This window comes from Cyclobacterium sp. 10D3-21 (genome assembly GCF_055809755.1).
On the sequence record NZ_CM147924.1, the window covers coordinates 491,502 to 505,258 of the forward strand.

The window sequence follows — 13,757 nt, forward strand, 5'->3', positions numbered from 1 at the left end:
CCAAATACCTTTTAAAGTGCTCAGTTCACATAATCATTTTTAGCATTTATTAGGCTGCTTTATTCGTTGAGTATGTTTTCTAGGTTTATCTCTAAAAAACTCATATCCTGTGCATTATAGAGTTTTCCGTTTAAGAAAATTGACTTGCTCGTAGCTGAAAATTCAGCAATTTTATTTCCATCAGTGTCAATCACATAAGTTTGATTGTCTTTAGCGATAAACTTCTTATCATTCCTGTTCAAATAGTAGATGTACAAATCTTCAGCTTCAATCTTGTTCTCTATTCCTAAGTCCGAATTTAAGATTAACACGGTTCCGTTTTTGGTATACAGGTAGTGCTTGGTAGGGTCCAATTGGGGCAAACGGAGAAATAAAGAATCTCTTTGGACAAAAACCTGGTCACCAAGGAAATAGTTAAGTTCTCCCTGCTCTTTGATATTGAATGGCTTATCAATAATCAGTTGTCCATTGTTGATTGAGTATTTTGATACATGGTCATTATATACCAAGAGTAATTCGTCATCAGTTTGATCCAGTCCTTTGATGATCTCCTTTTTCTCCTCAGATACGGTGACTAGATATTTTTGCTCCCCGGTTTTTATGTCAAAAGAGGCTATAAAAGGTCTCCCAAAATCAAGTTGACGATTACCCATGTATGCATATCCTCTGTTTACCATCACAATGTTTTCACCTGAAAGAAAAATCCACGACCTGCTTGTTAAATCACCTGGGAGAGGTTTCTGCCAAAGCACTTCTCCTTCTTTGCTGAGATTGGCCAAATGCTCCTTCGATGCGAGATAAATATTAAGACTATCAACTAACACATTTGAAACCACATCCCTAACAAAATTGTGACCAGTGGATACTGAATACATGCCTGTTAATACCCCAGCTGCAATTCCAAGTCCAGTTCCTACCGCTGAAGCTGTATAGTCTTTTTTGCCCGTAATAGTATTGAAATCCCAGCCCGTTCCATCAAAGATGTTCAAGGTATGGAGTCCAGATGCACCAATAAGTAGGGTTGAATCATTTAAATAAAATGTCTCATTCCAGCTGTATTCACGACTGATTTCTCTTTGCCAAATAGGTTGCCCATTCGTAAGGTCAATACCTTCTAGTATGTTTTCATTACCTTTTAGCGCTTGGATTTTATAGCCAATTCCAATTTTATTAACAGGATCGGCAAAGATCAGTGAGTTCTTTACTTCCCAAAGTTGTTGTCCAGTAAGGTTGTCCAAACAGTAACTCTTTCCTCCGGTAGTATGAAGGGTAAAGCCTCCATATTGTTCTATACTCTCAACCAGGTAAGCAATTTTATTGAACCATCGTACTTTGTTGTTGTCAATATCATACCTAATCACTTTGCCCTTGTTGGCAAGCCATTTTTCTTTTCTTAAGCCTCTAAGTTGAATTATCAGATCATTATTGATGGTGTCTATTTCAAAGTCGTGGACTCGTTCAGGAAACGTATATTCTTTCGCCAGAATAGATTCACCAGTTAACAAATTTTTCCCAACAACTGTGGAGTTTGTTAAAACCGTAATCTCTTTTTGAGCAAACCCATTAAGTGAGGTCAGAAATAATAAAGCAAAAATTAGATTTATTTTCTTCATTTTAGGTTATTGATTTTTAAAAGTAAATATTTTCATTCTGTTAACCATCAGTCGTATTATTTTTACCCATTGTTGAACGAACCCTGCTTAGGCAGGAAGCCGGCAGCTATTGCCGTTTCTTCCCACATTAGACTTATCGATAATATTCAACATTTTAAGCTATGAAAAAATGCAATCTTTCATTGAAAAAGGTCCGTAGAAAAATAAGTATTAGTATTAGGAGGAAAACCGGCTTATAATTTCTCTCGTTGTAAAACCGGAGAACTTAATATTGTAGCATCTTTCGACAAAATCGGCCCTCAGTAAGGCCAAAGAACAACCTAAAAGCACCTACTTTTCATCCTCCAACGCTTAAAAAACAAAAAGGGAAAACCATTCCAAAAAGTCACCCCAATTACCAGTCACCTAAGTGAACCCTGATCATGGCCCCTGAGCCTGTCGAAGGGTGTCGAAGGGCCAGCCGTCAGAATGCTTGGTTATTGGGCTTAATCCTACTCCCATTCTACATTGTGTTTTAGTATTTTTGCAGGAATTCCACCAGCCAAACAATTGCCAGGAATATTTTTATTTACAACGGCTCCAGCAGCTATTATACAACCATCTCCAATTGTAACCCCCTTTAAAATTGTAACATTCATTCCAATCCAAACATGGTTTCCTATTTTTATTGGTTGAGTATTTTTATGCCCTGAAGGCAAAATAGTATGATTGTCAGAATCTCTGATGCAAACATTTTCAGAAATTGCAACGTTATTCCCAATTTCAATTCGCTCAAAGCATGACAAATTAAAATTATTATTTATGTATCCGCTTCCTAAGATTAAACTTGCACCATTGTTTATATAAACCCTGCTTCCTGAATAAATTTGAAAGTAACCTTTTACTATCAGCTTTGAATTTTCTCTCATTGCAAGAATAGATGGAAAAGGGTCATTTCTTGTCCATTTTGCATTAAATTCAAAGCCCTTTTCTATCGTTATTTTAGAAGTTTTAGCTAATTCTAATTCTGAATTTCTAAAAACTAAAAATTTTCTACTCACCATAAATAAAGGTAGAAGTTTAACCTTTTTTATTTTCATTAGTAGACTAATCTTCTCTTGCATAGATTATACTTAATTAAAGTTGTATTTCCTTAAGCGCTAATTACTGCCAATGTTGTTGTGGATGAAACGTAGGGTATAAATAAACACCAACTTTTCGGAATTAGTAAAAGCAGAATTTTTAATATTTATGTTAAATTTTCTTTCCTAAATATAAACAAATTAACGATTTGGCGGCGTTGGTAATAGCATTGAATTTTCGTAAACACTGAATGCCTTATTTGCTTTACCGATGTTGAACGAGTCCTGCCCAGGTAGGCAGGATTCAGTAATTGCCGTTTTATCCTCCAGTAGAATTATCGTTAATATTCAACATTTTAAGCAATTGAAAAAAAACATGTGAAAATGTGGCAGGTTTTGATTTACAGCTTTAAAGGCTCCGGACCTCGATAACCATTTCTGGTAACTGCCAGCATAGACTTATCAATTACGCGTCTGGTGTAAAAACAGCCTAAAATTTTCTCCATAACCCATTACCTAACAGATACCACCTCATAAAAAAAGGAACTGTAGCCCATGGACCAATAAGAACCGTTACTTTTTCAATTTCTCAATGCTTTAAAATCAAAGGAGGAAAACCATTCCCCAAAATAATCATAAATCCCAAGGCCCCTAAGTGGATCCCGGGCATGTTCCCTGAGCCTGCCGAAGGGTGTCGATGGCTTCCAGCCGTCAGAATGCTTGGTTTTTAGGGTAGGTTATTCAAAGCTTGAGTTCTATTTCAGGAAATTTATTTAATTTTTATTTCTAATTGTCGACCAAGTCCAACTTCTATGATTTTTTTCAAAGTTGCTAACTCAATGTCTGACCTGTCGTTTTCAATTTTCGAAATATACGTTCTTGAAGTTCCACTCATTATTGCAAGTTCTTGTTGAGTTAAACCAGCCTTTCGTCTTGCTTCTCGTATAAGTTTTCCTATTCGAAGCATTATTTCAGACTTTTCAGGAAGACTATGTTTCAATAAAATATCAGCTCCAATTTCAAATGGCACTTTTTCTTTCTGACCATTTCTCATTGTTATATACTGGTTAACATTATCAAAAGACAGTGTATTATTCCTTAAAACAGCTTTTTTTAATTCCTCGTCTTCATAAAGAATATAAGCAGGTGATGTTTCATCAACTCCTATTGTTTTCAATACTTTCCTAAAATCTATTATTCTTGATTCCCCATTATTGAAAGTTACATTTATTGAATGATTTTCAATTTTGTTAATCTTTAATATTCTTGGAATTTTAATCGTTTTTCTCATCTCAAGTTTGGGTTTAGTTCGTAAAATACTTCTAGTGCCCAATCTGAATTACCAGCTAACCAATCCATTGCTTTCTTCATTTGTTTTGAGGGTAGATCTCCAGCATAAACTTCAAATGTTTCAATGACCAATAAAACCTCATATTCATTGTATAAAACATGGATGTGCGCTGGTCTGTGGTCCCCATTGTAAACATTGATTTTAATTCCTTCAAACCTGTCAATTGTAGGCATTCCACAAATATAAAAAAGTATCTAATTAGATACAATTATAATTAACGCTAGTATGCTTAAATTTGGCCGTAATAGTCTCGTATAGCAATAGTTGTGTGAATTCCTGGGTGTATTTTCTGTGGCAAAATAAGTAAGTAATCAATGTAACGACCTAAGGATTTAACTAAAATAGGCAGTGATTTTTGCACGATGTTGAACGAGTCCTGCCCAGGTAGGCAGGATTCAGTAATTGCTGTTTTATCCTCCAGTAGACTTATCGTTAATATTCAACATTTTAAGCTATTGAAAAAAACTGTGAAAATGTGCCAGGCTTTGATTTACAGCTTAAAAGGCTCCGGACCTCGATAACCATTTCTGGTAACTGCAAGCATAGACTTATCAATTACGCATCTGGTGTAAAAACTGCCTAAAATTCGCGCCAAAACCCTTAATCTAACAGGTACCAACTATTAAAAAAGAGAACTGTAGCCCATGGACCAAATAAGAACCGTTACTTTTTCAATTTTTCAATGCTTTAATATCAAAGGGGGAAAACCATTCCCCAAAGTAATCCCAAATCCCCTAAGTGGGTTCCGGGCATGGTTCCTGAGCATGTTCCCTGAGCCTGTCGAAGGGTGTCGATGGCTTCCAGCCGTCAGAATGATAGCTAATTGGGCGTAATATTTTAACGTATTGCTTCGTCAACCGCCTTACTATCCACAAACTGTTCAAAACTGATAATCTTACCATTGTTTAGTTTCCAAATATGGGCAACCCTTGCTTCAAAATACTTGTTCGTTTTTTTATATGTTCCCGAATAAGTGCCATAAGCAACAACTTTGCATTCATTTGCAATATAACCTTCGGGTGTAAATTCATAATCAATCCACTCGCTACCCAAGCGCTTAAAAACGTTTTTAGTAACGTTTTCTAAACCAATATATTTGCCTGCATAGGGAAAGCCTTTGGCTTCTGTCCAACTGATATTCTCGGCAACATGGTTGGCTAAATTCTTGCCGTTTTCTTCCGAAGTTTTACCTTCATAGGTACTTTTTATTATTTCTAAATTTGTCATAGCATGTGGTTTAAAGAACAACTTGACAACACTTAAAGCATTGTCAAGTTTATGATTATTGGAGGTCTTACCATTTCATTTCTCCTGTGTTCACTTTCGCTCCTAGCATTAAGGCTGTTTCAAAAGTTAAATTTGGATATTTTGATTTTATAGTTGCTATTAACGCTTCTGAAGTTTTATTGCTTTTTAAAGCATCTTCATAAAATTGAATATAATTTCTAGTGTGGTTTACCGCATCAATAGTGAAATCTGAATTCGTATTTGCGTGTGCTGGGATGACTATTTCAGGTTTTAAGTCACTTATTGTATTTAGGATTGAGATCCAATTGTTACGTACCTCAGTGGTTTGGGCATCCGCCATCCAAACATTAAAAGTTGTACCAAAAACATTAATACCACCTATAACTGTTTTAATGGAAGGAATCCATACATAGGTTCTTTTTGGAAAATCTTTTAACCCAATGATTTCCAGTTTTTCGCCTTCTAAAACAATAGAATTTCCTTTTAGAACCTGAGGTAAAATAACATTAGATGTAATGTTGTCACCTAATTTTTCTCCCCAAACTTCTAATTTTTTTTGAGCTGTTGCTTTAATGTGCTCTACTGTTGCTGGCGAAGCATAAACTGTAACTTCTGGGAAATATTTTTTGAAAACTTCTAACCCGAAATAAAAATCAGGGTCTCCGTGAGAAACATAAATTGTGGTTAATTTTTTTCCAGAGTTTTTTATTTCTTGTGCAACTTTTTCAGCATCTGCTAAAGTAAATTGCGCATCTATTAATACCGCATCTTGCTTGCCAGAAATAATTACTGATGCAACTCCAAAACTATTTTCTGAGGCGTTGTAAATTTGAAATTTAAATTTGTTTGTTTCTATTTTTTTGAAATTTTGAGCATGTGCTTCCATTTTGAATAAAATTAAAATTGTTAATAATACTGTTGAAATAATCGATCTCATTTTGCTTGTTTTAAATTATGTTACAAAGATGGGATACTACCTGCCACAAAACATTGAACAAGTTCAATAAGTGAATTTTCAACTATTTTTTACCAGCAATTTTTCTTCTAATTTTACTCAAAAACTCATGGCTTATGCCCAAGTAAGCGGAAATCTGAACGTTGGTTAATCGTTGAAAGAGTTTAGGGTATTTTTCAATAAAGTCTGAATACCGTTGGTCGGCTGTTTTACTCAAATTATCTATCATTCTTCGCTGTAACGCGATATGTGTTTTTTGAGTCATGATTCTGAACAGTTTTTCTATTTTAGGAATGTTATTATAAGCAAACTCTTTATCTTTTTTTGAAATTAACAATACTTCACTATTTTCTAGAGCCTGTATATAAAGATGTGATGGTTTCTCATTGGTAAAACTGTCTATGTCCGTAATCCACCAATTTTCTTGAGCAAAATAGAGTACTTGTTCAAAACCATTTTTATCTATATGGTAGATTCTAAAAAGTCCTTTAGTAACAAAGCCTTCAAACTTACATATCTCCCCTTCACGCATAAGGAAATGTTTTTTCTGAAGTTCATTTTTGTTGAATAAGTTGCAAAAACTTTCTATCTCTTTATTTGAAAGAGTAATATGGTTTAGTATGTTTTGTTTTAGTAACTCTGTCATATTAGAGGGATGTCTACATTACGCCCAACGTTCTGACTATAAAAAGGTGGGCTTTAAAAGCACTTTTCTTTCAACCTAGCCGTAAGTTAGTTTATAGTTTTTTTGTTTTATCACTGTCTGCCCGCTTGCTTATAGCGATAGTGTGTGCCAGCATGGGCATCTGTTTTCGAAGATACCAAATTATTCCAGAGAGAGAAAGCCTGTCCTGAAACACGTCGGTAGGCTAACACATCGGCCTAACGGTACGCTCTTTTAAGCAAGACTTTACCAATTTTGAAAAGATAGGTTACTGATGATGCAAAGGCATTCCGCGGTCAAAGAATAACGATTTTTGCGGGTTGTTTTTTTCGAACATGTCTAATCTCTCCCGAGTACCAATAAAATTCAGATATTAATCAGAATCTTATTGTAAATTGCTTTCTGAAATCTGGTGGGTAAGACCGGTTTATTCGCTTATGTATAAAAAACGATATCAAGCATCGGCCTGAAATGAGATTCACGGCCGGATTGACAAGGACGCAAGGTTTGCGTATCTGTCTGTTTGTATTACTGTCTTGCATTTTTTTCTTTGTCAATGCTTGTAGACTAAGTCCTGAAGTAAAAATTTCAGCCAATCCTGTGGCCGAATTTGACCCACAAGAGAGCACCTTTATCTGCTGGACACCCCAATTCCAGGAGATAACCCTCAAGCTTATTCAGGAGATCTCCAAAGTAGATCATGTCACGCTATTCTATAACCAGAGCAATCACTTGCCTGAAAATTTGCAATATTTATTTGAGCAAAGCGATATTAATTTAAAAAATATCACCTTGACCCCTTTTAAATTGGAAAAGGACAATATCTGGATCAGGGATTTCGGCCCAATATTAATGCAGGATGAGGAAGGGCAGGAGGAAATGGTTAATTTTCAATACCACCATGAAGAAAACCAGGAATACAATCTCTTCAATGAGCAGTATGCAGCCAAAATGAGAATCCCTTTCATGAAGAGCAGGTTGTACAGTGCCGGAGGAGGTAGGGAGATCAATGGCAGGGGAACCATTATTCTAATCGAAGGACATGAAAAATACATTAACCCAGACTTTAGCCTGGAAGAAATTGAGAACGAATACAAACAACGGCTGAATCAAAAAAACGTCATCTGGCTTAAAAAGGGCATTCCGCAAGACGATTTGTTTGATAATGGACCAGTGATTGACAATATTTATGGCAATGGCGTTCATTGGCATGTGGATGAATTCTGCCGCTTTGCGGATTTCCAAACCATCTTGCTGGCTGAGGTAGACCCGGCAGCTCTTTCTTTGGATCCATTTTACCAGGTGGTGCATGATAGGTTGGAAGAAAGCTATCAGATCCTGAAAACTGCAAGGGATCAGGATGGAAAACCTTTTAAGATCATCAGGGTACCCCAGGCACCTATTATTTTTGATCAGGGAAACTATAACGGCCAGCCAATCTTTTATACGCCCGTTACCAGCTATTTAAACTTTGTCTTAACCAATAATTTGGTGGTGATACCCGCCTATTACAATCCGGGTGATCCTGATTTTATCCGGCAAAAGGATGAAGAGGCTAGAAAAGCTTTTCAGGAAGTTTTTAAAAGCAGACAAGTGGTGGTGCTCAATGCTACTGAACTTAATTACAATGGTGGTGGACTGCACTGTATTACCATGCATAAGCCTAAAGTAAATCAAGGATCCAAGCTCAGGTTTAAAATCAATAAGGCCCTTAAAAGATTGAAAGGATAAACTGGCATCCTTAAAGATACCCAATCCTCCAGGATTCTTCATCTCATTGTCTTTCTTACATTCTCTGTAGAAAAAACAGCCCTATTTTTTCAAAAATGTCCCATTATTATTCAAAGAAATTAGCGGTAAACTTACAATAAAGTATCGAGGTCAAAAGAATAAATATTGCCCATTTCATCAGAGAAAAATATAAGTTTAGGTTCATCCGGTAAAAAACGAGACTTGCTTGAAGTAACATCTCCATTTTTTCCCTGGATATCGGTTTTAAGTTGAATTAATTCTCTAAACTGCCAGCGGTCATTCTCCTTAATTATTTCATTTACAGAAATAAAATACCGATTGTCTTCCCGATTTCTCACCGCATGTATTTCAAAAATCTCCCCTGATGCCACATGGTTAATTATAGGGCGGCTAGGGCTTCTTTGTTGGGTTAGGTTCTCATACGGAATGTTGGTCCATTTGCCCTTGCTATCCCTTTCTCGCAATACAAATTGCGGTTGATTCATATTGTCCACACTGTTCTTCGTGACCAAAATCATCTCTCCATTTTCAAACACCGTAGCATTTAAGTGATCGTCTGCGTTATTGTCTCCCTGTTGAACAATTATAGGTTGTGACCATTGATCAAAGGCATCTCCATCATGGTGAATTCTCTCAATAATAGATTGCGTGTTTTGGTTAGACCAAATCACAGATACTTGTCCTTTTAGCCCAACTATTAATGAGATGTCATCGGCGTTAATGTCATCCGCAAGCGTAAAGGGCTCGGACCAATCCTGTGCGTTTAGCGAATGCCAAACCATTATATTTTCATTCATATCAGCACTAACCCAAAATTGATTTTTTGAATCTTGGGTAATGGTTGCCGTCTCTATAGCGTTACAGTACTTTGGAATGGGAAGATTAACCTTCCACTGATGTTCGTATTGCTTGGTAGCGGGAACATAAGTTAATTTAACTACTGTCAAGGCACACTCGTCTACCAAGACCATATGCGTCTCATCGCCTTTGCTCAATACATCAGCCCTGGGTGGTAAACCCTTTAATGCTTGGTTAACCTTCGATTGACTGGTCCATCCTAAAGCCTCTTTTTTCAATAGTTTAGGTCCGTCTTTATCACCTACTATTAGCCATTCACCATATTTATTGGTCCAGGATTTTGATTGGGGTTTGTCTGCCGTGGCATCCCCATAATCAACCTTATAAATAGGGGCTAGATAAAGTTCAGGGGTTTTTGTTTCTTGAGAATAGGTCTGATGACTGAATAGCAGAACACAAATAAGGGCCAGGAAATAGGGCAAAGTACTTTTTGGTTTCATGATTGTTATAAGTTGGCAACAAAATTAAGCTATTAAAAAATATTTGGAGATTTGCCACAAAAGATTTTGTAGGAGGGCTAATATACACCTAAGGGCTTAAACTTGGTCAATATTGAATCGTTAAACAGACTATTATAATATCAAATACCAAGTTTGGCTTTCACCATTGCTGTAACATCAATACTTTCTCCTGCAAATAGTAGACTCTGTTGGTCAAAAATGGCATTATAACCCTGTTCTTGGGCTACTAATTTAATCGCTTCATTTATTCGGTCATAAATTGGTTTTATGAGCTCATTGCGTTTATCCTGTAGGGTAGATACCATTTCCTGCTCGAATTTTCCAATATTCTCTTGTTCTTTTTGGAGGAGTTCGGATTGGTTTTGCTTTTCAACCGGAGTTATTTCACCTTTCGCAATTTTATCTTCCAAGTCGGCAACCTTAGTTTGAAAAATTTCCACCATAACCTGACCTCTTTCTTGAAGCTGTTTCTGAAACGCCTCCAAATTTCTTTCTGCTTGTTCCAAAGCCGGTGTTCGGCCAAAATTTCTGAAGAATTTACATAGGCAAAAGATTGGGCATTGATAGATGTTGCTGTTAAGAGCCAAAATCCAATGACTGCAAAGGATAGTTTAAATTGAAGCATAGGTCTTTTAAGTTTTTGAGTTTGGTTAAATATACATTTTTATTGGATTCAGATGTCACTTGTGGTTCTAAATTAGCTTGTCCGCCAAGAGGTGTTATAATTTTAGCAGCATGAATAAAATTGGTTCTTCAATCCAAGCTAATTTAATTGCACTTTCAATATCGATCAAAGCATAATCTACTTCGTTCCAAACATCCTTATTGTGGTAAAACATAATTCTAATAATAATTTTGTAAACCTCATGTCACCTTTAAGGAAGTAAATTCAAAATTATAAAGGATTCTAAATGTGTTTTCTGACTCATCAATTTCTGGGTAAAACAGTTTCCCTGCTCATAAATTGTACTTGCTGCAAAAGGGAAGTTTTAGTGTTTATTTCATGTTAAACGTATACAATTCAGGTTTGGCAAAATCACCATCCATTTGTTGAGGAAGACGGTAAACATTGCCCTCCCTATCACAGAAATATAATCTTGATTCTGAAGGTTCGCGCCCGTGTCCGTCTGCCCAGAAAGCGTAGAAGTCGGGATTCACATCTACAGGACGCCTGGCATAACTATGATTGTACTTGCTATTCCAGGTTAACATTTTCAGTTTTGTCCAGGTTTTACCCTGGTTTTTGCTGTCCCACATTTCCATTTCCCCGCCAGTATTGTAATCTTGTGGTCCCATTGCTGTGGGGGCGATTACTCTCCAGCTTCCATCCTCATCTACATAGATGGAACCTCCATCATAGTTATTTCCTGCTGGAGTGAAATATTGGATTTCCCACTGTCTCCCATTCCACCAGGCAGTATGCCACATTCTGGGGCCATGAACGGGTCCCGGTAAGGGGCCGTTACTTGTTTTGTACAGGATGATGGGTCTTCCTTGTTTATCGAAATTTAAATCATCAATATAAACATTACGATCTTCTGTGTCATAATCGTGTATCAAAGCCTTATTGGATACCTCAGTAAGTGGCAAATCTATAGCGGAACCGTCGACAGTTTTCCAGGTTTTCCCAAAATCATCCGACTGAAGATAATACAGGTTGGTTCGGAAGTCCAAACCGCCTCTTACTTTTCTGTCGGGGTGGTACATGAAGGTAGTACCGATTCGCTTTCCCTGATTGGCACTTGTTTGGTAGTGCCCACTCCCCAATAGGGACAAGTCTTTCCACTCAGACCAATTTATTCCGTCTTCACTCTTCATCCAGGAAATTACACGACCACCAATTTGTTCATAATGTGTGAAAAGTCCAATAAAACCCTCTGAATCAGAGTAGTATATTTGCATGTAAGAAAAGTTGTTCAGGGGCACTTTTTTGCCATCCACAGTTTTGGTAGCTGGCATCAACTCAAATTTTGAAATGTCGTAGGGTTTTACACTCCTATGAATAAAAGCAGGCCGTTCGACTCCGTGGGCGGTCGAAAAAAGCCATATGTAACCCTCTTTGTCCACTTGTAGCACGGGGTTGTCATGGGCATCCTCGGTGGCTTTGTCGAGAACTATGGTTGGACGAGGTACTTGTCCTGTTTTGTGATCAAAATAGGAGACCATGTGTAGCAGCGTTTTTCCACTTTGGTCGGTTCCACCGTAGCAGAAAAAGGTTTTGTTAACTTCTTCCACATAAACTGAGAAAGGGTATTGCGTAGCACCATAAGTTCCCAGCCCCCCGCTATATTTATACTTGTACTGGTTGGTGACCTTTCCTGCCTGTCCGGCAGTATTGATATAATACCAAATTCCTTTGTACCCTTCAGCTTGCTTATTTATCAATCTGGCTTCACCGTAAATATCGCTTTGTGCTTTTACCGAATTAAGCCCTAAAACCAACCAGAATGATATAAGGATTGTCTTTTTAATGACTTCCATAATTTATTATAGTCTATTTTGAGTTATTTGATACATATCTTCATTGAACAAATTCTAATAAGGAAGGAAGCCAGCAGTTAATACCGGGATTTACACATTAGAAGTACCGTTAATATTTAACACTTTAAGCTATGAAAAAAAAAATAATTTTCATTGAAAAAGTCTGTTAAACCCGGATTATGCAATAGGATTTCCCGTGTTTACGGGAAGGGTTGTAATCACAAGAAAATCAGGCTACTTGGAAACTGAGTCATAGCATCGCTATGGTGAAGTCGAAAATCGCAACGAGGTGACTGATTTTTAAGTGATTTCATCACTTAAAGGAAGGTCTATTGCAAATTTTGGGTTAAAATACGATAGGCTTTGATTTACGGCTCCTAAGGCTCTGTAAATTGATAACCATTAAAAGTGTGGAAAACAACAGCTTCTCTGCTCAGAAATTGTACTTGTTGCAAAAGGGGAGAACTGCATATTGTGGCATGCTTAGACCAAAAAGGACTACCAGCCAACGGGCTTAACAAAATCAGAAAGCAAAACAATGAGTACCAGATAGCTTAATGGGGTAGGTAGGTCTTAATGGAAAAAACAGCCTGAATCTCATGCTTAAACCATCAGAAAAGCGGGCTTAGTCTCCCAAAAAAACAAAATAACGCGAAGGTACAGCCTATAACCACCTACTTTTTCAATCAACCAACGTTAAAAAAACAAAACAGGGAAAACCATTCCCCATAGTAACACTAATACCCAATGTACTGATGCGGACCCTGAGCACGGTCCCTGAGCCTGTCGAAGGGTGGCTAAGGGTTCAAGCCTTCAAATGCATGGTTATAAAATGGTTGCTTTTTTCAATCGAGTGAATAATCCGAATTGTCTTTTCCGATTATAAATACACTTCCTGCCGGGTCCATTATCCAGTGGTTTTCTTTTGGTATTTGCTCCAATTCATCGCAAGTTTCAATTCCGTTGGATTTCAAATATTTTGTTGCCTTTTCTACATTTTGCGTTTTCAGCTCCAGCCAAGTTTCCGAATGTGTATAATTGTCCACGCAATCCAACCAGATAATATTATTGCCAAATTTCACTTCGTGAGTTTTAGAAACTGTTGGGTTTTTTATTTTTTTTTCGGTCACTTCCAATTTCAGGATTTCTTTATAAAACTTCACAGTTTCCTGATATTTACATTTGGGGATTTTTATTGCGATATTAATTCCGCCATTAAATTTGATGTCTTTCATTGTTCCCTTAAATAATTGAATTACCAATGCTTTCTTGTTCTATTTTTCAGTCGAAATCTAATTAACTGTTATGTGTAT

General features: G+C 36.9%; 12 protein-coding genes. 1 reads left to right on the top strand and 11 read right to left on the bottom strand.

What is annotated here, in order from left to right; genetic code table 11:
• Window positions 1-59: 59 nt before the first annotated feature.
• The 7 genes from AC0L7T_RS02260 to AC0L7T_RS02290 form a co-directional block, all read right to left on the bottom strand.
• A complete protein-coding gene (locus AC0L7T_RS02260) occupies window positions 60-1,613 on the bottom strand; it encodes an outer membrane protein assembly factor BamB family protein (protein ID WP_473340854.1) in 1,554 nt (517 codons plus the stop codon).
• 491 nt (window positions 1,614-2,104) lie between these two features.
• Window positions 2,105-2,716 carry an acyltransferase gene (locus AC0L7T_RS02265; protein ID WP_473340855.1) on the bottom strand — a complete coding sequence of 204 codons (612 nt, stop codon included), beginning with the start codon at window positions 2,714-2,716 and terminating at the stop codon, window positions 2,105-2,107.
• A gap of 727 nt (window positions 2,717-3,443) precedes the next feature.
• Entirely contained in the window at window positions 3,444-3,965 is a 522-nt protein-coding gene (locus AC0L7T_RS02270) for a helix-turn-helix domain-containing protein (protein ID WP_473340856.1), read from the bottom strand.
• A complete protein-coding gene (locus tag AC0L7T_RS02275; RefSeq protein ID WP_473340857.1) occupies window positions 3,962-4,198 on the bottom strand; it encodes a DUF4160 domain-containing protein in 237 nt (78 codons plus the stop codon). Before AC0L7T_RS02275 ends, AC0L7T_RS02270 begins: the two co-directional genes overlap by 4 nt.
• Window positions 4,199-4,862: 664 nt before the next feature.
• Window positions 4,863-5,252 (bottom strand): nuclear transport factor 2 family protein, encoded by a 390-nt coding sequence (locus tag AC0L7T_RS02280; RefSeq protein ID WP_473340858.1) that lies wholly within the window; start codon window positions 5,250-5,252, stop codon window positions 4,863-4,865.
• A 67-nt stretch (window positions 5,253-5,319) separates the two neighbouring features.
• Window positions 5,320-6,210 (bottom strand): MBL fold metallo-hydrolase, encoded by an 891-nt coding sequence (locus tag AC0L7T_RS02285; RefSeq protein WP_473340859.1) that lies wholly within the window; start codon window positions 6,208-6,210, stop codon window positions 5,320-5,322.
• Between the two features lie 82 nt (window positions 6,211-6,292).
• Window positions 6,293-6,874, bottom strand: coding sequence for a Crp/Fnr family transcriptional regulator (locus AC0L7T_RS02290; protein WP_473340860.1), 582 nt, complete (start codon window positions 6,872-6,874; stop codon window positions 6,293-6,295).
• A gap of 489 nt (window positions 6,875-7,363) precedes the next feature.
• Here AC0L7T_RS02290 and AC0L7T_RS02295 point away from each other — a divergent pair, with 489 nt between their 5' ends.
• The gene (locus AC0L7T_RS02295) at window positions 7,364-8,623 is read left to right on the top strand and encodes an agmatine deiminase family protein (RefSeq protein WP_473340861.1); all 1,260 of its coding nucleotides are present in this window, start codon (window positions 7,364-7,366) and stop codon (window positions 8,621-8,623) included.
• 131 nt (window positions 8,624-8,754) lie between these two features.
• Here AC0L7T_RS02295 and AC0L7T_RS02300 read toward each other — a convergent pair whose 3' ends face one another.
• The 4 genes from AC0L7T_RS02300 to AC0L7T_RS02315 all read right to left on the bottom strand — a co-directional run bounded on the left by AC0L7T_RS02300 (window position 8,755) and on the right by AC0L7T_RS02315 (window position 13,679).
• Window positions 8,755-9,942, bottom strand: a complete 1,188-nt coding sequence (locus tag AC0L7T_RS02300; protein ID WP_473340862.1) for a hypothetical protein — start codon at window positions 9,940-9,942, stop codon at window positions 8,755-8,757.
• Between the two features lie 140 nt (window positions 9,943-10,082).
• Window positions 10,083-10,469, bottom strand: a complete 387-nt coding sequence (locus AC0L7T_RS02305) for an OmpH/Skp family outer membrane protein (protein ID WP_473340863.1) — start codon at window positions 10,467-10,469, stop codon at window positions 10,083-10,085.
• Between the two features lie 490 nt (window positions 10,470-10,959).
• Complete coding sequence (locus tag AC0L7T_RS02310) at window positions 10,960-12,444, bottom strand: BNR-4 repeat-containing protein (protein ID WP_473340864.1); 1,485 nt, start codon at window positions 12,442-12,444, stop codon at window positions 10,960-10,962.
• An 845-nt stretch (window positions 12,445-13,289) separates the two neighbouring features.
• Window positions 13,290-13,679: a VOC family protein gene (locus AC0L7T_RS02315; protein WP_473340865.1), complete on the bottom strand. Its 390-nt coding sequence runs from the start codon at window positions 13,677-13,679 to the stop codon at window positions 13,290-13,292.
• Window positions 13,680-13,757 lie beyond the last annotated feature (78 nt).